Here is a 21753-nt window from a genome sequence, read left to right on the forward strand (position 1 = left end):
CGATCAGCCGGGCCGATCCGCTGAAAACATGCAGCAATCTGCGCCGGCAAGGCCCGGGCTTTTCCGTGTCGATGGTTCCGCGGGTGCCGGTTGCAGCGGCTTCCCTTGGCTATCGCCAACGGTGCACGTTGAGCGCCCGGTCGCGTGCCTGGCGCTCCTGCCTGCCCGATCCGGCCATCCCGACGGCAGCCGCATCCGGCGAGGCGGGTGATCGGTTCCTGCCGACAGATGCGTCGCCCGCAGCGACAGGCGGCACTGGTCGCCTGTCGCTGAAGTGTCCCAGTCGATTCGAGCCGGCCGTATGCAGGGATCCACGTCGATTGGCGCGAGCTGAGCAATCGCCGGATCCCGTGTGGACGGGCAGCGACCGGAAGCGGTGACGGTCCAACCCGAATTCCCGACCTGTTGGTCGGCAGCGCGCGCGGGCTCGATCAGCAGGACACCACGGATTCCGCCAACGGAGCATGCGCGGCGACCTGGTTGCGGCCGCCCTCCTTGGCTCGATAAAGCGCGGCGTCGGCATCCACCAGCAGCAAGCGCAGCGAATAGCCGGAGCAAGCGGCGGAGGCGAGCCCCAGGCTGGCGGACACCGTGACGGTGACCTGCTGATCGACGATCACCGGCGTGGACGCCAACGCCTGGCGAATACGGTTTGCCGCCTCCAATCCCTCGTCGTGCGGGCGATCAGGCATCAGGATGCCGAACTCCTCGCCACCCAGGCGACCGAGCAGGTCGTTGGGGCGCAGTTCGCGACCAACGATCATCGCGGCAGAACGCAACGCCTGATCGCCGACGGCATGACCGTGCGTGTCATTGATCCGCTTGAAATGATCCAGGTCCAGCACGATCAGGCAGGCGTCGGCGTTCGTCCTGTGCAGCTGTCGCAACGTCCGCTTCGCCTGGACGACAAAGTATTCGCGGTTGCACACCCGGGTCAGGCCGTCGTGGTGCGCCATCCAGCGAAACCGACGCCAGGACCGCCACAGCCACAGCATCGCCAGCACGAAGAAGGCGAGCAACGCCAGCAGCAATGCGTTGAACAGTTGGCTGGTTTTCTGGGCCTGGCTCGCCAGCGCCTGGCGAAGCTGGAGAATGTTGTTCTCCTTGGCCAGCGCATCCAGCTTCATCTTCGCGGACGAGACCTGCTGCCGGACCGTCTGGTAAGCCAGGGCGATGGCCTTGGCGTCGTCCATGGCGGCGGTTTTCTGGGCTACGTACTTTTCGTAATAGGCCAGCGCAGCGGCGTCATGCCCGAGCTTTTTTTCCGCCTGATAGAGCACCTCATACGCGGCGCGCAGTGTCCATAACGGACTGTCCGCTCCAGTGATGGCGATACTGTCCAGTGCAAATTTTCGCGCCTTGGCAGCGTCGCCGAGGCTCAGATAGGCCTGTGCCAGGGTGACGGGCAGCGAGGCCAGATAGGGGGTGTATCCGGAAGCCCTGATCTCCGAAGAAATGCTGTGCAGGTAGGCGATCGACTGGCCCGCATGACCTTCGTCGATCATCTCGCTGGCCAGATCCAGCCGCAACGCGTCGGCCTGATGGGATTCCCCTGCCGCGACACACGCGTCGATGGCGGCCTGAAACATGGGATCAGCCGCGGTCAACTTGCCCGCATAGAGCAAGGACGTCGTTTCGTAAGCGCTTGCGTAACAATCGGTTTTTGGCGAAGGAGGCCACGCCTTCATCTGTCTGGCGTATGCCAGTGCCAAGTCGTATTGCCCCACGGCGCTACGGTCCAGCATCCCGATGACCTGACTCATGCCTTCCAGGCGTGCCTGCGGGTCAGTGACCCGCGGAAGTTCGGCCATCAGGGTATTGGCAAGCGCGTAGGCGCTCACATAATCGCGACTGAGGAACTTGCTCCGGATCAGTGCGGCCCTGGCACGAAAGGCAAGGGACAAGTCGCCCGAGTGGCCGATGATGTCGTGCAGGATCGGCTCGGCCCTGGCGTAATCACCCTCATCCACGAGCAGTCGCGCATCCAGCAATCGGAAATGCCAACGCTGCGCGGAGGTCAATTGGTCCTCGTGTTGCCGAAGTTGCTCCATGATGAGCCGGAAACGGGAAGTATCCCTGCTGCGTTCGTTGTCGGCCTGCTCGAGCCACGTTGCAACCGGCGCAGTGTCGATCTGCGCCATGGTCGCGGTTGCGCTCCTGCACAGCATGAGGATCGTCACGATGACGACTCCTGCAAGGCGAAGGGACAACCCGCGCGTCATCGGCGGCTACTTTTTCATGGCCTGTGATCCGCGAGCCGGGTGCTATCAGTCCGCATGGTCGCCATCACGCTTCGGCTTCTCATCCGTATCGTCCTCATCGGGATCGCACCCTCCGTTATTGGGATTGTGATTCGCCTGCATCGGTCGATGCTTGTGCCCAAGCTCGTCGCCGAGGCGGCTGTTGTCGCCGGAGGCTGCCGCCGCCTTCAAACCTTCACTGGCATTCAGTTCGTCGAGCACCTGCGCCAGGTGTTCCTGGGGTGCGTGACGCAATGATGCGTCTTGCCCGATGCGTTCCAGCAGCTCGATCGTCTTGGACATTTTCCCCTGTTCCTGCGGTGGATGAACCGTCCGTTCCGTCCGGTGACATGGAAGCGCATCTCCGGAACGAGCAAGTTGCACGCGCGTGGTCGCACAGCAATGAATCCAAGCACAAAAATGGCGCTTTCGGCGCCTGGCTGAAGCCTACCATTGATCGGCAAAGGGAAGGATGCAGCCCGACCTGGATGGGCTACGACATGGCACGATCCAGCTCAGCCAACCGATCGCGTAGCGCGAGATTGGCACGCAGCGGCGACGCTGGCAGCAGGACCACGGTTTCCTCGGCGCTCACGTCCGTCGCCGGCAGATCCCGCAGTGGCACATGGCGAATGCGCGGCTGCTCGATCGGCAAGGTGGCGCCGCGGTAGATAATGACCTCGTGGTCCGGCGGGTAATCCCGACTCAGGACATCCACCAGCACTTGCCGGTACTCGGGACCGGTGGAAAAACGCTTCATCGAACGGTCGCCGACCAGACCCACCTGCCACAGCACCAGGCAGGCACCGGGATTGATGGGGGTCTCGTAGAACAGCAGTTGACTGGCCTCGTAATGCTGGCAGCCAAAACGCCCGGGATCGATGCCGAGATCCGCATACAGGCAGTCTTCCGCCGAGATGCCTGGCTCCATGTGGGCGTGGAAGCCTTCTGCACGAGCGACCCTGATCACCTCGTGCGGCGACCAGGCGAAGACGCCGGGATGACCGTAGAACACCGCGCAGACCCGCTTGCCAGCCCGCACCTCGGCCATCATCACCTCGACCCATTCGCGATAGGTTGCCGCGCGCGACTTGCTCTTGCCATCGCCGTAATACGGCTGCAGGCTGCGCACGTCCGGGTGCATGTGCTCCAGCCACCGCTCGACGATGGCATCGGAGAGCGCAGCGAACACCACATCGGACTGCTGGATATGACTGCGTGCCAACGGCGACAGATGCGAGCCCAGCGTCATCCCCAAACCCACGCAGGCGATGCTTCCTTGTGGTTCCTGGGCTGGGGGCCGGGCCGGCGACACAGATGTCATAGCTGAAATCCAGGCAATTCATCGAGACAGCACCGGCGAATAGCGCGCCTCGCCCTTCCTGGTCACCCGGAAAGACGAGGCGATTGATGATGCCATGGCATAGGCGACTGGCGAGAGGTGATGCAGTCGGATGTGACGCCCGCCCGGCCTTGAATGGCGGATCGACCTTGGGGCGCCCCACCAGTGCAGCTTCGCGAAGGATCTGGGCCAAGGCGATCTGTACCCGCGCCACGTGTGGACTCCCCTACCCCGGGAAAGCCGATCGGTCGCCTCGCCTTTGCATTCCCTTCCGGCCACGACCAGCTCTTGCGTGCCTTCAGTTCCGGCGGGTCCTTTTCGATGTCGATCCCGCGACAGCGATGACGATTCCTGCTCGCCACCGACCTGGTGGCGCACCCGGCTTGATGCAGAGCCGCCACCAGTCGCGTACCGGCGCGTGCGGGTGCGCCCCGGTATGCGCATGCAGGTGCCTGGTTGAAGCAGGGGCGTTGCAGAGGATCGCGGCGCCGTTGGTGGCGGCACCGCTCAGCATGACGCTGTTTTTCAGGTTGAAGTCGCCGTCGCCGTCCACGCCGAAATCGACAGGTGCGAGACGCTGCCGCTGGCGTTGACCACTGCGGCGAGGCCATCCCTATTGGCGATATCGGCCGGGCCACCATCGAAGGTCGCCACGACCGCTTTGTCCCGGATGATCTTCTGGCCGTAGACCGCATGGCGGGAAACGGCACGGACGGGCGTGTCGGTCGTGAAGAAAGCGAATGGGCCATCGAGCGACGCCAGCACTGGGCCGTCTGCGCACCGGAGCTGGTGACCGTCAGTACGGTGTTGTTGCGCAGATCGCCACCTTCGACGAGCTCAACTTCGACGTATTCACGCACCAGAAGTGGAACCGCCTGAAGGAGAGCCACGCGCCGGACATCGTCGTCCACTGCCCGGACGGCCACGTCATCCACGGCATCGAGCCGTACATCAAGGACCTGCAAGCGATGTTCGTCTACGCACCCGACACGCGCATCAGTGCCCATCCGATCAAGTTCGGCCAGGGGCCGTGGACCTCGGTCGTGGGCGTGCTCCAGGGCACATTCACCCGCCCCATGCCGATCGGCCACGGCAAGTTCATCCCGCCGACCGGTCGCGCCTTCAGGCTCGTGACCATCGGGCACTGGGAGGGGGCGATCATGGACGAGGAACACCTGTTCCTGGACAACGCCACCTTCATGAGGCAGCTGGGTATCGCGCCCTGATTCGAACAAACGCCACTTCCCTGGCCGGATGCCGCGGAAGCGGCAGCAGGCGGGGACCACATCTGACCGGCGATTCGCGACGTATCTACTGCTCAGTGCAGTTTCCGTGGTCGCTGACTCACCCCCTCGCCGGTCCCGTTGATCGCGGTGACCCGGGCGGGGGGATGCCCCACCCGCGATGGATATCCACCGATGCCGCCCCACCGAACGCCCGAGCAGAACCTGCTTGACGAGCTGCTCGCGAAGACCGCCTCTGGCGATCAGGCAGCCTTCGCCGAGCTTTATCGGCTCACCTCGCCCCGGCTCTATGGCGTCTGCGTGCGCATGCTGCGCGAGCGGGGGGAAGCCGAGGAGGTGCTGCAGGAGGCCTGGATCACGGTCTGGCATCGCGCCTCGACGTTCGACCGCACCAAGGCGAGCGCCGGCACCTGGCTCGGCACCCTGTTCCGCAACAAGGCCATCGACCGGCTGCGCCAGCGCCGCGAGCAGCTGCTCGATGATCCGGAGCTGATGAACCATCTCGAGGACGAGGACCCGAACCCGGCGGACGGGGCGGAGCAGACGCAGGAATACCTCCGTCTGCGCGAATGCCTCGACCAGCTCCAGCCGCAACAGCGTCGCGCAATACGTGAAGCCTTTTTCTCCGGCGTTACGTACAACGAGTTGGCAGCACGCTGCCAGGTGCCCCTTGGCACCATGAAAAGCTGGATCCGCCGCAGCCTGCTGCAGCTCCGCACGTGCCTGGACCTATGAACACACCGACCGACGACAGCAACTCGCAGCTGCGCTACGCCGAATACGTGCTCGGCGTGCTGGACGCCGATGCCCGGGCGGAGGTGGAGCGGGACATGGCGTCCAGCGAAGCGGTCGCCACCGCGGTGGCGCTCTGGCAACGCCGGCTGCTGCCGCTCATCGCTGAAGCCGCCCCCATCGAGCCACCCGAGTACGTGTGGCACCGGATCCGCCACCAACTCGCGCTGGACGCGTCCCCGGCGGTGGCCCGCCCGGCCGACGCTGGCACGGCTCGTCCGCGCTGGTGGAACGCCCTGCGATTCTGGCAGGGGCTCGGATTGGGCGCGAGCCTGCTGGCGGCAGCGTGCCTGGCGTTGCTGCTGTCCAGCCACAAGCCATCCGTCACCCCGCCGTCCTATCTCGCCTCTACCATCACCCAGGGCAACGGCCAGGTGGGCTGGACGGCGACCGTGGATCTGAACCACCAGCGCGTTGTCATCGTGCCGACGCGGCCGCAGGCCATCGCGCGGGATCGCGCGCCCGAGCTGTGGCTGATTCCCGAAGGCCAGCGTCCGATTGCCGTCGGCATGATCGGCGGCGACGCGCCGGTGACCCTGCCGCTGGATCGGCGACTGCTGGCGAGCTTCGGTCCGGGCGCCGCCCTCGCGGTGTCGGTGGAGCCACCGGGCGGCTCGCCGACCGGGCAACCCACCGGGCCGGTGATCGCCAAGGGCCTGCTCGATACCTCTGGCGCGGCGATCCACGTTCCCCTCGCAAGCCCCGCGCACCCGCTCGATACCTGAGCGCGGCGTCGCGGGTCACCCGGGCGTCGCTTGGTCTCGCCGGCGGCGCGCCGGAGTTCTTCTTCCATCGCTGGCGTCATGCGCCGTGCGGCTCGTCGCGCCGGCGCGGCGGGTTCGCGGCTTTCCTGCATCCCTGGGTCCGCAGGCCTCGTAGCTGCATGGGCAGGCGCGTGCCTGCGTATGCCAGGAGACAGTGGATGAAAGCTCGGATCTGGATCACCTCTATGCTGTGGGGCGCGCTGTGCGCCTATGCCTCGCTGGCGGTCGCGCAGTCCGCGACCGCGCCGCAGGCGGATGCCGCGCATCGTCTAGTCAGCAGCGATGGCATGACGCTCTACACGTACGACCGCGACAGCCCGGGCGGACCCAGTCGCTGCGAAGGGGTCTGCGCCCGCCTGTGGCCGCCGTTCCCCGCCAGCACGGACGCCAGGTTGCCGGAGGGCTACGGCGTCATCGTGCGCGCCGATGGCTCGCGACAGTGGACCTATCGGGGACGTCCGCTCTACCGGTACGCAGGTGACGCCGCGGTAGGCAGCACACGTGGCGATGGCATCAATGGCACCTGGCACGTCGCGCGGAGTCCTTGAGCAAAATGTTTTGCATCCCTCGGCGTTCTTGTCTCGTACCGGCCGGTAGGGGCGCGGCAGTCGCGCCTTCGACGGAGAACACGACGATGCATCGATTCCGAAGGAACACCCGCTGGCTGGCCGGCGCGCTGGTGCTGGCCGGCGGCCTCACCTCCTTGCCGGTACTCGCCGGCGACAGCAGCACCGCACCGGCCAACATCAGCGGCAAGCTGCTGCTCACCGGTGGCGTCTCGCAGATCGAAGGCGCGGCCGGTGGCGGCTTGACGCCCTGGGCCGTGATCGGCGGATACGGCACGCAGGACCAGATCGGCGCCAACGCGTTCTATACCCGCGTCAACGTGCAGGACTACCACCTGGATGATGTCGGCGCGCTGGTCGGCATCGACAACCGGGTCGAGTTCTCGGTGGCGCAGCAGCGATTCAACACCGAGGACGTCGGCGCGGCGCTGGGTCTCGGTCGCGGCTTCACCTTTCGCCAGAACGTGGTCGGCGTGAAGGTCCGGCTGTTGGGCGATGCCGTGCTCGAGCAGGACTCCTGGGTGCCGCAGGTTTCGATCGGGGCGCAGTACAAGAAGAACAACCAGGGCGCGATCCTGCATGCGATCGGCGCGAAGAGCGATCACGGCATCGACTACTACGTCAGCGCGACCAAGCTCTACCTGTCGCAGAGCGTGCTGGTGAACGCCACGCTGCGTTTCACCAAGGCCAACCAGATCGGCATCCTCGGCTTCGGCGGCGACAGGCACGACGCCTACCACGCCGAACTCGAAGGCTCGCTCGCCTACCTGCTCAGCCGGAACTGGGCGATCGGCGCCGAGTACCGGCAGAAGCCGGACAACCTCGGCATCGCCCACGAGAACGACTGGTACGACGCCTTCCTGGCGTGGGCGCCGACCAAGAACGTCTCGGTGACGCTGGCCTATGCCCATCTCGGCAACGTCGTCATCAAGGACAACCAGCGCGGCATGTATGCATCCGTGCAGGTCGGCTTCTGACCCCATCACGCATCGAGGATTCCGACCATGTACAAGACCACGCTTTCCCTCCTGCTGCTGACCGCCGGCCTGTGCGGCTGCGGCCCCGCCACGGCGCAGAACGCCATGCCGTCCGCGGCGAACGCCGACGCCTACCCCTCCGCTCCGCGCGATCCCGCCCTGAAGCCGGTCTTCGACCAGTTCGGCGGCAAGCCCGGCCTCATCGCGCTGATGAACGACTTCATGGACAACCTGGTGGCCGATCCGGTGACGCGACCGTATTTCGAGAACGCCGACCGCAACCACATCAAGGCCGAGCTGGTGGACCAGTTCTGCGTGATCCTCGACGGACCGTGCACCTACACCGGCAAGGATATGGCCTCGGCGCACCGCGGCATGGACGTCGATCGGGCGGCCTTCAACGCCCTCGTGCAGGACCTGCAGACCGCGATGAACAAGCACGACATCCCGTTCCGCGCGCAGAACAAGCTCCTGGCGAAACTCGCGCCCATGCACCGGCAGATCGTCACCAAGCCGTGACTCCAGGGCAGTTTCGGCGGTGCCGCAGGTCAGCGGCACCGCCGATGCGCCTGCTCGCGCGGGGCCGCCGCTCTTGCGGCTCCGTGGCGGGCGCCGCGCAAATACGTTGGGAGCATGTGTGCGACGGACCGATACTGGACGCGGTCGTGGGTAACGCGCGGCCCGTTCACGAAGCAGGGTGCAATCTGCGTCGCACTGGGAACCGGCTACCCGCCGGCCTTTTTCGTCTTGCTGGCCCCCGCCTTTTTCGCCGCGAGCTGGGTCTTTGTCGCGACCGCCTGCGCATCAACTTTCTTGCTGGTGGCCTTGTTCGCCGAGTCCTTCAACAGCGCACACAGCGAGTCGAAGCGGCAACAGCATTCTGTGTAGGCGCCCTGCACACCGAGGGCACCGAGTACGGCCTGGTGGTGCATACCGCTCGATGGCAGTGCGACCGGGTTGCCGTCAGGGGCGCCTGGCCAGTCGAGGGTGCCGTTGCCGGCCACGCGGGCGGGGATCAGCCAGTAGTCGCCGTTGGCGTAGAGGCCGCCAGGCTGGAAGGTGATCTGCACGCCGTCTTCCAGTTCGAGGGTGTCGCCTTCCACCACGGGCATGCAGCCCTGGGCATCGGCGCCGTCACCCTGGTCCCAGCGGCGCAGCAGCGGATGTTTGGTCGAGTTGTTGCTGACGGCGTAGGGCGTGATGTTCTTCGGGACGGCCAGGGTCACCATGCGGCTGGCGATGTCGATCGCCATCACCTGCAGTAGAGGCGATGCGGCTTGCGCCAGGGTGTAGTCGTCGTCGATCAGCTCCACCCAGTCGTTCACGGCCAGGCCGAGCCGTCCGTCACGGCCCAGTGAGGCAAGCGATACGGCCACTTGCGCGCTGCCGTCGCTTTGCGCCGTGATGTCCGTTTTGACGATCGGGAAGATGACCGCGCCGTTCTCGCGTGACCATTTGAAGTTGGTGCCGGAGGGAGCATCCAGCGTGCCCGCCGCCCCGCCCTGGTGGATCTCCACCCGGTAGAGCTGGTTCTCGCAGCCTCGGTAGCGCGCATCGGCCGCGATCACGCAGGGGTCGCTGTCGGAGACGACCGGTCCCAGCTGGGCACTCAGGTGCGGCCACGCATAGGTGGCGCGGGCCCCGAGCACCTGGCGCAACGTGGGGCAGACGTCGCCATTGCCCGGCAGCTTGCCGGTGGCGAGGTTGCGCTGCAGTTGGGCGAGATCGTCCATCTGCTGCTTGATCGTCGCTTCGTCCGTGCTGCTGGTGGTGGCCTGCAGGCGCAGGTTCAGCGCCGCCGTGACCGGGGCCAGCATGGCAGCGAGGGGTTCGGGATCGAGGTCGAGCAGGCGCACCTGCCACACCGTCTGCGCGCGTGAGGCGGTGTCCACACCGTCGAGGGCGATGTCGGCGATGTCCGGCGCCTCGATCGCGCTGAGATGACGCTCCCATACATCCAGCCACAGCGCGAAGCTGGTCGGCGGCTTGATCCAGTCGTCGCCGGGACTGGACGATCCCGCCGCGTAGGGCTGGCTGCCCAGCGCGCAGGTTGCCTCGTTCTGGCACAGGATGCCGTCCACGTAGAAATGGCCCGGGGCGAGTTGCCAGTCGGCCGCGTGCGGCTGCATGGTGATGGCGAAGCCGGTGCCGGGCGCCCAGCACGGCCCCACCAGGTCGGCGATCATCGTGCGCAGCAGGAAGAGCTGGATGCCGGCCTGCTCGTTCCAGTCGGCCTCCAGGGTCACCCTGCCCTGCTGCTGCATGACCTGGCTGTAGTGACGGGCCGGGTCGAACGTGACGCGCGCAAAGTCGCCTTTCATGGTCGATCTCCTAACTCGCGAAAAGAATGCCGGCGTCGGCATCGGCGGGCGTGTATTCCTGCAGCCGCCAGGCGAGGTTCGCCTCGCGCTGCGGTTCGTAGATGTCGTGATACACGCCCATGGCGGACTGGTCGGAGGCGCCGGTGCGTATCTCGGCGCAGGTGTCGTCGTGCAGCCGGGCGTAGTCGCAGGTGCCATAGCGGAGGCTGCGGAACTGCGGCACCACACGCCGCGATTCCTGCGCCTGTCGCTTGGCCGGCACGGCATCCAGTGCCCGGTCGGGCTGACAATGGAAGCGCTTGGGCGTGCGCGATCCTTCCGGCACATAGCAGAAGCGGACGCATCCGAACTGGCGGCGGAGCACCCGGATGGTGCTGGCGAAGATGCAGTCCTCCGCCAGGCGGACACTGTGCGCCTGCACCTGTCCGATCACCGTGCAGCGTCGGAAGCTCGCCTCGACATAGGCCACCGCTTCGTCCGGTGCGCCGAGTGCCGTGCGCTCGATGCCGGTGGCGTCGACGATGCTGTCGCAGATCTCCAGAATCGATGGCTCACCGCGTCGCACCGGGCTGATCACCGAGATCGCGCCGACGATGCTCTGTTCGATCCGCAACGAGGCGCGCGTGCCGTCCAGGGTCACGCTGGGTTCGCCCGGCCGCTTCGGGTCGCAGTCGCACTGCAGTGCCCAGCCGGGGACCAGCGTGCAGTGGCGGATCACCAGTTCGCACAGGTCGGGTCCGGCCCCTGCGCCTTCGGCATCTTCCGGTCCATGCACCTCGATGCCGCGCCCGACGATCAGCAGGCCATCGAGCAGGACGCGGCTGCCCGCGGCACCGCCGACATTGAGCGCATCGGGCTGGCTCGCGCGCACGTCGAGCAGGCGCAGGATCGGCCGCGTGCGTTCGGCTGCACGCAACTGGATGGCCTCGCCAGCGGCGAGCTGCAGATCGATGGCGCCTTCGTAGATGCCGCTCTCGGCCAGCTCGATGACCAGCGCGCGCAGCGACGGGTCCGTGGCGCGGGCCTGGCTCCATGCGGCGAGCGCATCGGCGATGGTGGCGAAATGCCCGGACGCCAGTGGAGTCGCCACGGCGGACGGCAACGGTGCATGCACGATGAAGCGCGTGGCGTTCTCCAGCTCCGGCACCGGCCGGGCGTACTCGCCGCCGCCAAGGTCCGCGGCGAAGCCGTAGCGGTAGGACACCCACACGCCGCGCTTGGGCCGCTGGTTGGCGGGGAACAGCAGGCGGCCGGTTTCCGGGTCGACAGCCACCCGGCCGCGTGGCACCTGGTAGCGCCAGCTGGAGAGATCGGCGGGGATCAACGCCTCGATCGGCACCGGCACGCCCTGCCCCTTGGCAGGCCAGTCGGGCGCGTAGACCAGCACGCTCCGGCCCGGTCCGTACAGGTCGGGCGACGCGCTGGCGTAGTCGGCCAGCGGTCCGCGCGCGGCGAAGCGGTAGCGTCGAAGCGGCACGGGCAGGTTGTGCTCGTGGGCGATGTGTGTGGGTTTCGGTTCGGCGTCCGGCTGCTGGAACAGCGGTGTGTCGTTGCCGAGCACGCTGAAGCTGAAACATTGCGGGCCCCGCTCTTCCAGGCAGTAGGCTGGCGTGGTGGTGACCGGGTAGCTGCGCAGGCGGAACACGAACAACCCCACGTCGGGGATGCCGTAGCGGCCGCGCCGGTGATGGCTGCCCAGCCGGCGCACGTCCACGCTGTGGGCGAGCGGATCGAAGGCGCCGTTGGCCCAGCCGATGCGCTGCATCACGCCCGGATCGCGCACCTCGGCGGTGCCGCCGCGATGCGGATGCTGGTGATCCAGGTGCTGCGTCCAGCCCAGCAGTCGATAGAACTCGACCGCGCGCGCCGGCCAGCCGGCAGCATCGCGCGCCAGGTCCTCCAGCAGCGACAGCGTGCCCTTGCGGCGGCGCGCGTCGATGGTGTTGGCCACATCGGCGCGCGGTGCGAGCACCCGCCCCAGGCGCGCCGCGTGCGTGCCGCCATCGGCGAGGGTCGCCGCCTCGGGCAGCAGCGAGTAGCCGAGCAGATCGCCGATGTAGGGCACCACCCAGTCGTCGCAGGTCTCGATGAACCAGTTGTCGTACAGCCGCGCGATGTCCTGCTCCAGCACGTTGGCCTGGGTCGAAAGCACGCGCAGCAGATCGCGCAGCGGATAGCCCTGGTCCGCATCGCGCATGCGATACACCACCGGCATCAGCTCATACAGGCGGTCGGGGTTGGCGCTCATGGCGTGGCCTCCTGCAGCAGCAGCGTGTCGGGCACGGTGGACAGGAAATAGGCGATCTGCGCGGGCAGCGGTTGCCCGCCATCGTCGTAGCGTGCCGGCAGCACCTGCACGCGCTGGTTGACCGCGGCCTGACCGGAGGTGCTCACCGCGCCGAGCGAGAGCAGCTCGCCTCCGCCCTTGTCGCCGTTCTGGTCGCCGCCGACACCAAAGCCCTTCAGCACCGTCACCTCGTCCAGATGGCCGAACGCGTCCACATCCACCCAGGCCACGCCGCGCACGGACTGGATGCAGGTCACGATCTCGCTGAGGTAGACGTTCTGCGCCAGGCCACGCCGCTCGAAGCCGAAGCGGTCCAGCAGCGCCGCGCGCACCTGTGGCTCCACCGCCTCCCAGGCGTAGTCGGCAGCCAGGCCGACCTTCGCGCTGAGCGTGAGCGCCAGCAGCTCACGCACGTCCAGGGTCACCGGCAACTGGGGATCGCCGTAGCGCTGCATGGCCTGCAGCAGGTTGCGGTAGAGATCGGAGCTGGCGTCCACCGGCGCGTCCGCGGCACCGGCGATGGTGACCCGCACTCCGCTGCCTAGCCGAGCCGCCGCGGCCTTACTGACGCCGCCGAAGGTGCGCGCGAAATCGGCGTAGTCGGCAATCGACACCAGCCGGTCCAGCGCCAGCACGGCCAGCGGCACGTTGGCGCGCGCCTGGTCGCGCGTTTCCGCGTCGGCGCCGCCGGAGGCGCGCAGCGGGTTGACCACGTTCTTCACGCCGAGCGGCTTGGTGGTGAGCAGGCTGATCTGCCCTGCCTGCACGTTGCCCGGCGTGCCGATACCGTTGCGGTACACCGCAGTGACGTTCTCCACGCCGGTGGGCAGACGGGCGCCGTGGGCGCCATCGCCGAACATCATGCGGGTCTTGCCGTCGTCGTCGGTGGCAGTGACGAAGCTGCGCCGGTCACCGTCGACGAAGGCGAGGTTGCGCACTTCGTGCCATTCCACCTGGTTCACACGCACCGTGAGCGTGCTCTGCACGCCGTCCACGGTGGGCGCCGACACATAGGTCAGCGGCGGTTGCTTGAGCGCGAATGCCTGCAACGGCACGCTGCCGTCGCCACTGCCCAGCACCTCGTTGCGCGTCTCGCCATGCGTGGCGCGCACCACGTTGGCGAAGATCGACACGGTGCCACGCTTATAGGCATAGGCCAGGCCCTGGTTGGCGAACACCAGGGTGCTGTGCACGGTATCGCCCGGCAGGTCGGGCGGCACTCCCTGCTCCACCGCCAGCAGCATCACCAGCTCGGCAGCGATGACCGCATCGGTGCCGGGCACGTCGGTGCGCTGGCCCTGCACGATGACCCAGCGCCCCGGCTTCAGGCCGTCGACCGGTGCATCCAGCGTCACGCGCGTGGCACCGTCACCGGGAATGCCGGCGCTGGTCGCGGCGACGTGGCCCGTATCGTCGGCGATTGACAACACCGCCAGCGGCAGCAGCTCGCTCTGTGCATGCACCTGGGTGCTGCGCAGCGTGTCTTCGTCGGGCACCGGCCACGGCACGTCGCCGCCGCTGGTCGGGCCGACCAGGGTGAGCTGGGTGCTCTTGCCGCTCATGCCGTAGTCGCTGTGCGGCAGCGTGCGCGCCGTCTGGATCTGCCCGATCACGGGCGGCTTGGTGAAGTCCCCGGTATGGATCATCACGTAGCCACCGGCGGTCACGCCGTCGTAGGCGTTGTCCAGCCACAGCACGTTCGCCCGCTCGTCGATGCTGAGGTTGCCGGGCTTGGGTGTGGAGACCCATTGGCTGTTCGTGCTGTCGTAGGACTGCACGATGCTGATCGGCGCCGGCGCGTTGTAGCCGAACAGTGGCGAAACCACGCGCATGGCATAGACCCCGGTAAGCGCGGGCGAAGGTTCGCCGTGCTGCACGTGTGTCCAGGCGTTGTAGAAGGTGTCCACCAGCGGCCTGGCGAAATTCAGCAACAGCTGTGGCCGCGCATCGCTCGCCACGCTCAGCGCGGTGGCCAGGTTGCGCTGCAGGCGCAAGCTGTTGGCGGGCTGCTGGGTCGCCGGCTGGATCAGCGCCTTGAACAGCGCACCGAAATCCATACCGCCCGATCCTCCCGAGGAACTCCCGCCGAACGCCTGCTGCACGCTCAGCATGAAATCGATCACCGGCTGCGGGCCGCTCGGATAACCCTCCAGCTGCCTGCCGAAGTTGCTCGTGAACTCGCCGAAGCTGCCGCCGTTGTCCTTCTCAAGCAGCAACTCCTGCCGCACCATCTCCAGTCTCCCCAGCCATGCCGAGCCGGTATACGCCAGCAATCCGATGGCCTGGTCGATCGCCGCCAGGATCTGCACGGTGACCGCATTCAGCGGCTGCAGCACCACGCGGCTGCGCTGCTGCTCCGGCGGCAACACGGCGCCCGTGGCCGGATCGCGCTGCTGCACCTCGACCGACTGCACGCGCCGCAACGCCGTCACGCCCGTGCCCAGTTCGCCGAACAGGAACAGCAGCGGGTCGTTCAATTTCAATTGCGTGTTGGCGCTGACCACCCACAGCTCGCCAAGCGCACCGACGGTGTCGAGCGTGATGTTCTGCGGCTGGGTCAGGCGCGGCCGCAGAGTGTTCCATTCGTGGCGTGCTTCCAGCGGTTCGGCGGTCTCGAAGGTCTGCATCTGCTCGCCAGGTGCCGGCACCGACTGCGCCTTGGCACCCGTCGGGATGGTCACCGCCGACGAACTGTCGTCGATGGTGTAGGCCAGGTAGACGCTGGCCGCTACACCGGGGCGCAGCCGGTAATCCACCAGCCGGCCCAGTTCCAGCACGGAACGACGTTCGGTGGCGGTGCGCAGAAAGCCTTCGTTGGCGATGCGCTCCTGATAGAAGCGCAGCACGTCGGTCCCGACCGCCCAGGCATCCAGCAGGGCCATCGACGGATCGTCCGGATCGCGCGTGCGCAGCCCCTGCAATGCAGGCAACGCCGCGTCGCTGAGATCCCGCTGCATGGTGCCGCGGAAGTCGGCGTAGGAGCCGACGCGATAGGCCAGGCTGTCCAGTCCGGGGCGGTTGTAGATCGATCGCGGCGTGCGCGTACCGGCCCCGCATCCGCAGGCGCAGGCGTGTTCGCCACAGGCGCTGCAGCAACTCATCGGCCACCTCCCATGAGGAACGCGATACTGCCGTGGTCCGGATGGTCCGGATCGTTGTCTACCCGGGCCAGTTCGGTCGGTGTCAGGTGCAGCAGTCCGTCGTCAGGCACGTCGTCGGCCGGAGCATCGTCCATGCGTTGCAGCGTGCGCACCTCGACATGCGCCACGCCGACCACGGCCTGCGCCTCGGCCATCAGCGCACCGACGCCGACCGCTGCCCCGAGGCGCAGCCGGTCTGGATGGAAGAAGCCCGGTGTGCCGTCGCTGCGCAGGCCGGCGCCGAAGCGCTCGCGCAGGGCGGCCTCCACGTGGGCCACGAGGAAATCCGGTCGCACGCAGACGAACAGCACGATGCGAAGCGGGACGTAGCACGCGGAGCGCACCGCCACGTCGTGGCCGATGCGCCGGTAGGGTTCGAGCCCGGCACGCACGCGCCGGGCAAGGTCGGGCGCCAGCATCTCGCGGCCAAGGGGGTCGAGCATTACGTCCGCCTCGTAGCCGCTGCCGTTCCACGCCATCGTGCAGACGGCCCCCTGCACGGACGGGTCGGTCGCTGCGAACCGCGCGTAGTCGTCGGGCACGATGGCGCGCAATGAGTGGGCGCGGAACGCACCCGGTGCATACAGCTTCACTTCGGCCAGCGTCTCCGCCGCCTGGCCGCCGCCGGCCGCGATCGGATTGCGCGCTGCCAGCCCGTCCGGCAGCACGTCACGGGACGACGCCAGCCAGACGATGCTGTCGCGGCCGACGTTGCCGGCCGCGCCGTTGCCGATGCGCATCCGGGCCCGGAAGAAGTCGCCGGCCTGCGGCTGGCGGCCGAGCACGCCATCGCCGAAGCGCAGGTGCGTCGCGCCTTCGTCGTCGACCTCGACCACGAAGTGACGGTCATCCGCGCCGCTCTCCAGCAGATCCTGGCGCGATTCCCAGCGCCACCGTGCGTCGGGTCGGCCTGGCAACAGGATGTCGCCTAGCGCACCGCCGTAGACCTCCAGCTGCGGCAGGGCCGCCCGTGGATCGCGGGCCAGCAACGCGCACACTGGGGCATTCGCATCGCCGGGCAAGGGCTCGGCCCAGGTCAGTGGTGTCCCCGGCAGGACATGCCCGGTATCGGTCGGCGGACGGCGCACGTCGGGCACCGCGCCGTCGCAACGGCAGCAGTCGTATTCGGTGGTCCCCGGCACCAGCCAGCAGTCCTCGGCCAGTGCATCACAGCGCTGGCAGGCATCGGGCATCGCAGCAAGTGCCGCGGCGAGCCCCGGATACGCGCTGTCGCCCTGCCCCGGCGGCGTACACAGCGCCGTACAGTCGCAGCGTCCCGGAGGGTGGTCGCCGTGATCTACCAGCAGCACGTTACCGCGCGCCAGGCTCACGTCGTGCAGCCAGGTGCAGTCGGGCGACGGCATGCGCACCGACAGGCACAGATCGAACGGCAAGGCATCGCAGGGGTCCCAGCTCACCCGCAGCAGCAGGCTGCCGTCGAGTGGGTCGACGATGGGCTGCACCGCGGTCAGCCGCACGGCGTGACGATGTCCGGGATCGGCATCGGCCAGGTTGCCGGTGGCCGGCCCCAGCACCTCCTCGAAGATCAGCAGATCGCCTGCCTGCAATCTCAGCACCCGCTGCGGTGCATCGGTCGCCGCTCCTGTCGCCGCGTTGTTCGTCGCGTTGGTCAGGTTCACCACTGGCGGGCTGCTGCCATCCTCCGGAGTCGCGGGCGTTGACGGTGCGGCCAGCGGCTGGTCGACCAGCACCGCCTGCGTGCTGCCGCGGGCGAGGCAGCACAGCTCGTCGCCCCAGGTATGCAGCCGGATCGCATGATTCGCTGCAGCGATCGTGATGGTGCTGGCGCCATCCAGTGACATCGGCTCGAACACCAGGGCGCCCTGTGCCCGCGCCTTCGCGTACTGGTCGGCGGTCAGCACACCCGGCGTGACATCGGGCTGCCCCGGCGGCGGCACCAGCAGCGAGAGCCCCGCAAGATCGAGCGTCGCCTCGCCCGCAGGGACCGACAGCACCACAAGGGCGCGGGCATTGCAGCCTTCGTGCATGCGGTAGTCGACCAGCCGTGCATGCCGCCGCACCGAGATGCGGCGGCGCGCGGTGGCAAGGTAGGCCTCGGTGGCGACGGCATCCTGGTAATAGCTGAGGTAGTCCGCGGTGTAGGCCATCGTCTCGACCAGCGCGATGCCGATGTCGGGTACGTGGCGCTCCCGCCATGTCGGTGCATCCAGCGCCATGCGGTCGAGGAACAGCTGGCGGAAACTGGCATAGTCCTTAGCCAGATAGTTGATCTCCGGCGGCGGCTCCGGCGTCTGCACGCAGGGCGTGCTCGTGGCGCAGTCCAGGTCTCCCGGGCAGTCCAGCCTGAAGCGCAGCCCCACGCAGGCATAGCGCGGATCGAAAGCGGGATAGGCAGTCCATCCGGCCGGATCGCCGCCGGAGCTGGCATCGACCAGACACAGGCAGTACGGCGAATGGTCGCCTTCGCGGTCCAGCACCACACGCAGGCAGGCGTCGTCGTGCATCTCTGGCTCGTTCTCCTCGCTGACCGCGATCACGCGCAGGCCGGTGATGCGATCGCCGCCGCTGACGCGGACGTTGGCGACGGTGATGCCCTGAGGGATCGGTCCGAACAGGTGCACGCACAGGGTGACGCCGTCGTCGCCGACCTCCACGAAATCGATACCGTTGAGCTGGCCGCCCTGGCGCAGGCGATCGCGCCGCGCCGGCACCGTGCAGGACGGCGACAGGCCGCAGCCGATCGGCAGCACCGGGGGCAACGTGGCGGCGCTCATGTCGCACTCCCGCGGAGGCTGGCCGTGCGCACGTCGCCGGTGGCCAGCACGGTGTAGCTCAGGTCCACCTGCAGAATGGCGTCGTCGCTGGTGACCTCAAGCGCATCGACCTTGATCACGTCGCCCAGGTAGCGCTGCAGCGCGGCCTGCAGGGTGAACTGCAAAGCGGCTGCGATCTCCGGACTGTTCGGCGCGAACACCATCTGCAACAGGCCGCTGCCGAAGTCCGGCCGGTTCACCCGCTCGCCCGGACGGGTGAACAGCAACTGCTCGATCATGTCGCGCACGTGGTCGTCGTCGTCGGTGAGCGAAGTGCGGCCGCGGCGGTCGAAGGCGAACGGGAAGTCGATGTTGATGACGGGTTGCATGACGTCCTCACATAGCCGTGGCACGCATCTGGCTGGCCACGATCAGCAGCGGCGTCGCCGTCGGCGCGCAGAGCGCCTGGCTGTCGAAGCACAGCAGCGGTTGACCGTTGGAGGTGACCCGAGTCGCGCCGGTGATGAACTGCGCGCTGACACAGGGGCCATTGGCACCGGGCGGCGGCGGGAAAGTGCAGCCGGCCACCACCCAGGGAGCGGACAAGGTGACGGTGGGTTGCCCGCTCACCGTCACCCGCGGGTTCGGCACCGTGGCCTGCGCCTGTCCGCCATGCGAGCAGAGCACGGTGGCGCCGACATGCAGGAGGAAGCCGGGCATCGTCCATCCTCCCTAGGTCACGACCAGCGCGCCGTTGTTGACGGTGACGCTGGGGCCGGCCAGCACGATGGTGGCGCCCTGGCCGTTGGAGATGGTGATGCCGACCTCGTTGATCATGATCATCGCGCCGGTGGCGGCCTTGAGCAGGATGCCGCCGGTGGGTCCAGGCAGATCGCTGATCGAAAGGGTGTTCTGCAGTCCCGACTGCAGCACGACGCTGGGACTGGCCGGGTTGCCGGCCAAGGCCAGCGCGGGCACCTCGGCCGCGATGCCCCAGAAGCCGCCGGTCCAGATCGGGTAATCCGGATCGCCCTGCTCGAATTCGATCCACACGCCCGCGCCGATCTGCGGCACCACGTATACCCCGCTCTGCCGTCCGGCGAACGGCACGCAGGGCATCGCCCAGCTCGACGGCAGCAGGCCCGAGACATCCGGCACCGTCGCCTGGATGCGCCCGAGCTGCTCCGGGTCGACGTTCTGCAGCACGGTGCCGCGGTACTTGCCGTAGTACCGGGTCATGACGGCACCACCGGCACGGTGGAGATCAGCCCCTTGCGCGACAGGCTGAAGCTCTGCTTGTACTCGCCACGCTTGATGGTGTGCCGCACCTCGCTGACGTAGTGCAGACCGTCGAACGCCGGCCCCACCCCGCGCACGCCCACCAGTTGCCGCGCCTTGAGCACGCGGCCGTAGCGGGCGACGTCCAGGTGGCCCTGGCCGGTGACGGTGTCGGCGGACTTGGCCGCCTCGGCCATGCCCAGCAGCAAGGCACGCACCGGCGAATACTTGGCCGTCTCGGTCAACGGGTTGAAGCGCTGCGGCGGCGGGTCCAGCAGGCCCAGCGGCGGGTTGAGCGGGCCGATGTCGGGAATCGGGATCGCCAGCGGGATCTTGGTCTGCGGACTCTGGATGTAGACGATCGGCAGGCTGCGCGCATTGCCGTTGTAGCTGAAGCTGAGACTGTCCACGTTGCTGGCCGCATCCATGTCGGCATTCAGCGCCGGCTGCGGCACGCCCACCTTGATCTTCGGCCCCCAGTAGGCGGTGCTCGTGCCCGGCGCGGGACCGGGCTCGATGTAGAACACGTAGCCGACGCGGCTGGCGAGCAGGCGGATGTATTCGAGGTCCGTGCCCTGCTGGGTGGGAATCCGGTCGGTGGGAATCGGTACGTCGACGGCGATGCTCGGGATCACCAGCGGCACCACGCCGAGGAAGGCATATTTGGCCAGCAGCAGGGCCACGATGGCCTCGGCCGGCATCGCCGGGTATGGCAACCCGGGCAACCCCGAGAACTCCAGCTTCTGCATCACCGTGGTGAGGTCGTCGCCGCTGACCTGGAGATTGGTGTGGCGCTGGTCGGCACCGGGCGTGACCTCGGTCCTGGTCACCACGCCGTCGATCAGCACCTCCGGCGTGCCGTTGACCGTGACGATCACGATCACGCGCAGCAACGGCACCACGTCGCCGCCGCTGAGCAGGAACAGCGTGTGCAGCGGCGACCGCACGCTCAGGGTGAATTGCAGGGTGAACGCACCGGCAGCCTCGTCGGGCTGCACCACCTCGATCTGCGTCAGCGCATCGAGCACCACCTGCGGCACCGGTACCGGCACCACGGGCCCGACCAACAGCGTCAGGTGCACGCCCTTAAGCACTGGGCACCCCCGGAATCCCCTCGGGCAAGGTGATGGCGAGCTTGCGGCCGACGGTATCGGTCAGCTCGGCCGGGCGCAGCGCGCGGTTGGCGTCGCACAGTCGCCAGAACTGCTCGGGGTCGCCCAGGTAATGCGCAGCGATGTTGTCCAGCCGCTCGCCCTGCACCACCCGATGCCACTGCAGCAACGCGAATTTCTCCGGCGCCGGCACGAAGCGGCGCTTGAGGTAGGTCACCGGCGTGCCGTCGGCGCGCACGAAGGTGCCGGTGGGCGTCAGCGCGTAGCGGCTGGTGGGCGAAAAGGTCAGGGGCATGAAGGCACCTCCGTCACAGACAGGTCGATCGCGACGATTCGTCAGGCGTATACCGCCTGGCCGCGGTCCCTTCGCGATCGCAGTTCGGCCAGCATTTGCTGTTCGCTCTCGTCGGCCGCCCAGGCAGGTCTCAACTGGAAGTGCGGCTGGTCGACGATGGTCTTCCAGTTGCCGCCCCACTCGAGGCCAAGATCGATGCCCAGTGCACCGACGGCCCTGTATTTCGGGGACTCCGGCAGGTATTTGCTCCCTTCGAACACGCCGACGTCGAACGCGATGCCGAAGTTGTGGTTCGAGTAACCGGCCCGGGCGTTGGTGACCTTTTTGCCGGGAGTCGTGCGCCCCTGGGCATACAACGCCGCCTGTTCTTCGTAGGTACGCAAGCCGCTGATCACGCGGATGGTGATCCCGGCGCTCGCCGCTTTCTGCACCAGCGCCCGCGCGATCGGCCGCACCTCCGGCAGCAGCGTGGCAATCACGCTCTCGCTGCGATCGTCCACCGGCGAGACGGCTTCGAACGGCTTCACCCCGTCGATCTTCTTGTCCACCAGCCGCGCGTAGATCGCCCCCCAGGTCTGCGGGCCGGCCTTGCCATCCACCTCCACCCCGAGGGCCTGCTGGACGGCGGCAATCATTTCCCCGATACGCATGCTGGTCTCC

At 67.7% G+C, this 21753-nt stretch carries 20 protein-coding genes; 6 read left to right on the top strand and 14 right to left on the bottom strand.

The window, feature by feature from the left end:
* Positions 1-431: 431 nt before the first annotated feature.
* The 4 genes from NC595_RS20495 to NC595_RS14265 form a co-directional block, all read right to left on the bottom strand.
* Positions 432-2180 (bottom strand): GGDEF domain-containing protein, encoded by a 1749-nt coding sequence (locus tag NC595_RS20495; RefSeq protein WP_253567512.1) that lies wholly within the window; start codon positions 2178-2180, stop codon positions 432-434.
* Positions 2181-2267: 87 nt separating this feature from the next.
* Positions 2268-2543 (bottom strand): hypothetical protein, encoded by a 276-nt coding sequence (locus NC595_RS14255; protein ID WP_253567513.1) that lies wholly within the window; start codon positions 2541-2543, stop codon positions 2268-2270.
* Between the two features lie 190 nt (positions 2544-2733).
* Positions 2734-3564 carry an SAM-dependent methyltransferase gene (locus tag NC595_RS14260; RefSeq protein ID WP_256489156.1) on the bottom strand — a complete coding sequence of 277 codons (831 nt, stop codon included), beginning with the start codon at positions 3562-3564 and terminating at the stop codon, positions 2734-2736.
* A 543-nt stretch (positions 3565-4107) separates the two neighbouring features.
* Positions 4108-4347: a hypothetical protein gene (locus tag NC595_RS14265; protein ID WP_253567524.1), complete on the bottom strand. Its 240-nt coding sequence runs from the start codon at positions 4345-4347 to the stop codon at positions 4108-4110.
* Between NC595_RS14265 and NC595_RS14270 the strand changes: the two genes are divergently transcribed.
* From NC595_RS14270 to NC595_RS14295, 6 genes are all read left to right on the top strand, one after another.
* Positions 4323-4808 (top strand): ester cyclase, encoded by a 486-nt coding sequence (locus NC595_RS14270; RefSeq protein ID WP_253567526.1) that lies wholly within the window; start codon positions 4323-4325, stop codon positions 4806-4808. The genes NC595_RS14265 and NC595_RS14270 overlap by 25 nt on opposite strands.
* Positions 4809-5000: 192 nt before the next feature.
* Complete coding sequence (locus NC595_RS14275) at positions 5001-5561, top strand: sigma-70 family RNA polymerase sigma factor (protein ID WP_253567532.1); 561 nt, start codon at positions 5001-5003, stop codon at positions 5559-5561.
* Complete coding sequence (locus NC595_RS14280) at positions 5558-6343, top strand: anti-sigma factor (RefSeq protein WP_253567533.1); 786 nt, start codon at positions 5558-5560, stop codon at positions 6341-6343. The genes NC595_RS14275 and NC595_RS14280 overlap by 4 nt, the downstream gene beginning before the upstream one ends.
* Before the next feature lie 197 nt (positions 6344-6540).
* On the top strand, positions 6541-6930 hold the full coding sequence (locus NC595_RS14285) for a COG4315 family predicted lipoprotein (RefSeq protein ID WP_253567534.1): 390 nt from the start codon (positions 6541-6543) through the stop codon (positions 6928-6930).
* 86 nt (positions 6931-7016) lie between these two features.
* Positions 7017-7925, top strand: a complete 909-nt coding sequence (locus NC595_RS14290; RefSeq protein ID WP_253567535.1) for a DUF3034 family protein — start codon at positions 7017-7019, stop codon at positions 7923-7925.
* Between the two features lie 27 nt (positions 7926-7952).
* A complete protein-coding gene (locus tag NC595_RS14295; RefSeq protein ID WP_253567536.1) occupies positions 7953-8444 on the top strand; it encodes a group I truncated hemoglobin in 492 nt (163 codons plus the stop codon).
* Positions 8445-8650: 206 nt separating this feature from the next.
* Here NC595_RS14295 and NC595_RS14300 read toward each other — a convergent pair whose 3' ends face one another.
* Genes NC595_RS14300 through NC595_RS14345 form a run of 10 tightly spaced genes read right to left on the bottom strand, consistent with a single transcriptional unit; the run spans position 8651 to position 21743 of the window.
* Complete coding sequence (locus NC595_RS14300; protein WP_253567538.1) at positions 8651-10246, bottom strand: DUF6519 domain-containing protein; 1596 nt, start codon at positions 10244-10246, stop codon at positions 8651-8653.
* 10 nt (positions 10247-10256) lie between these two features.
* Complete coding sequence (locus tag NC595_RS14305) at positions 10257-12494, bottom strand: hypothetical protein (RefSeq protein WP_253567540.1); 2238 nt, start codon at positions 12492-12494, stop codon at positions 10257-10259.
* The gene (locus tag NC595_RS14310; protein ID WP_253567542.1) at positions 12491-15634 is read right to left on the bottom strand and encodes a putative baseplate assembly protein; all 3144 of its coding nucleotides are present in this window, start codon (positions 15632-15634) and stop codon (positions 12491-12493) included. Before NC595_RS14310 ends, NC595_RS14305 begins: the two co-directional genes overlap by 4 nt.
* Entirely contained in the window at positions 15631-18429 is a 2799-nt protein-coding gene (locus NC595_RS14315; RefSeq protein WP_253567544.1) for a putative baseplate assembly protein, read from the bottom strand. Before NC595_RS14315 ends, NC595_RS14310 begins: the two co-directional genes overlap by 4 nt.
* The gene (locus NC595_RS14320; RefSeq protein WP_253567546.1) at positions 18426-18797 is read right to left on the bottom strand and encodes a GPW/gp25 family protein; all 372 of its coding nucleotides are present in this window, start codon (positions 18795-18797) and stop codon (positions 18426-18428) included. Before NC595_RS14320 ends, NC595_RS14315 begins: the two co-directional genes overlap by 4 nt.
* Positions 18798-18804: 7 nt before the next feature.
* On the bottom strand, positions 18805-19128 hold the full coding sequence (locus NC595_RS14325) for a hypothetical protein (RefSeq protein WP_253567548.1): 324 nt from the start codon (positions 19126-19128) through the stop codon (positions 18805-18807).
* A gap of 12 nt (positions 19129-19140) precedes the next feature.
* Positions 19141-19647: a phage baseplate assembly protein V gene (locus NC595_RS14330; protein ID WP_253567550.1), complete on the bottom strand. Its 507-nt coding sequence runs from the start codon at positions 19645-19647 to the stop codon at positions 19141-19143.
* Positions 19644-20768: a hypothetical protein gene (locus tag NC595_RS14335; protein ID WP_253567552.1), complete on the bottom strand. Its 1125-nt coding sequence runs from the start codon at positions 20766-20768 to the stop codon at positions 19644-19646. Before NC595_RS14335 ends, NC595_RS14330 begins: the two co-directional genes overlap by 4 nt.
* A 4-nt stretch (positions 20769-20772) precedes the next feature.
* Complete coding sequence (locus tag NC595_RS14340) at positions 20773-21093, bottom strand: LysM peptidoglycan-binding domain-containing protein (protein ID WP_253567554.1); 321 nt, start codon at positions 21091-21093, stop codon at positions 20773-20775.
* A 41-nt stretch (positions 21094-21134) separates the two neighbouring features.
* Positions 21135-21743: a M15 family metallopeptidase gene (locus NC595_RS14345; RefSeq protein WP_253567556.1), complete on the bottom strand. Its 609-nt coding sequence runs from the start codon at positions 21741-21743 to the stop codon at positions 21135-21137.
* Positions 21744-21753: the final 10 nt, after the last annotated feature.

Source organism: Dyella lutea, from assembly GCF_024158035.1.
GTDB lineage: Bacteria > Pseudomonadota > Gammaproteobacteria > Xanthomonadales > Rhodanobacteraceae > Dyella_A > Dyella_A lutea.

Coding starts and splice junctions, on each gene's coding strand:
- NC595_RS14300 (WP_253567538.1), bottom strand. CDS start 10,246: ATGAAAGGCGACTTTGCGCGCGTCACGTTCGACCCGGCCCGTCACTAC.
- NC595_RS14310 (WP_253567542.1), bottom strand. CDS start 15,634: ATGAGTTGCTGCAGCGCCTGTGGCGAACACGCCTGCGCCTGCGGATGC.
- NC595_RS14255 (WP_253567513.1), bottom strand. CDS start 2,543: ATGTCCAAGACGATCGAGCTGCTGGAACGCATCGGGCAAGACGCATCA.
- NC595_RS14345 (WP_253567556.1), bottom strand. CDS start 21,743: ATGCGTATCGGGGAAATGATTGCCGCCGTCCAGCAGGCCCTCGGGGTG.
- NC595_RS14275 (WP_253567532.1), top strand. CDS start 5,001: ATGCCGCCCCACCGAACGCCCGAGCAGAACCTGCTTGACGAGCTGCTC.
- NC595_RS14320 (WP_253567546.1), bottom strand. CDS start 18,797: ATGCAACCCGTCATCAACATCGACTTCCCGTTCGCCTTCGACCGCCGC.
- NC595_RS14260 (WP_256489156.1), bottom strand. CDS start 3,564: ATGACATCTGTGTCGCCGGCCCGGCCCCCAGCCCAGGAACCACAAGGA.
- NC595_RS14340 (WP_253567554.1), bottom strand. CDS start 21,093: ATGCCCCTGACCTTTTCGCCCACCAGCCGCTACGCGCTGACGCCCACC.
- NC595_RS14270 (WP_253567526.1), top strand. CDS start 4,323: ATGGGCCATCGAGCGACGCCAGCACTGGGCCGTCTGCGCACCGGAGCT.
- NC595_RS14325 (WP_253567548.1), bottom strand. CDS start 19,128: ATGCCCGGCTTCCTCCTGCATGTCGGCGCCACCGTGCTCTGCTCGCAT.
- NC595_RS14280 (WP_253567533.1), top strand. CDS start 5,558: ATGAACACACCGACCGACGACAGCAACTCGCAGCTGCGCTACGCCGAA.
- NC595_RS14285 (WP_253567534.1), top strand. CDS start 6,541: ATGAAAGCTCGGATCTGGATCACCTCTATGCTGTGGGGCGCGCTGTGC.
- NC595_RS14295 (WP_253567536.1), top strand. CDS start 7,953: ATGTACAAGACCACGCTTTCCCTCCTGCTGCTGACCGCCGGCCTGTGC.
- NC595_RS14315 (WP_253567544.1), bottom strand. CDS start 18,429: ATGAGCGCCGCCACGTTGCCCCCGGTGCTGCCGATCGGCTGCGGCCTG.
- NC595_RS14290 (WP_253567535.1), top strand. CDS start 7,017: ATGCATCGATTCCGAAGGAACACCCGCTGGCTGGCCGGCGCGCTGGTG.
- NC595_RS14330 (WP_253567550.1), bottom strand. CDS start 19,647: ATGACCCGGTACTACGGCAAGTACCGCGGCACCGTGCTGCAGAACGTC.
- NC595_RS14305 (WP_253567540.1), bottom strand. CDS start 12,494: ATGAGCGCCAACCCCGACCGCCTGTATGAGCTGATGCCGGTGGTGTAT.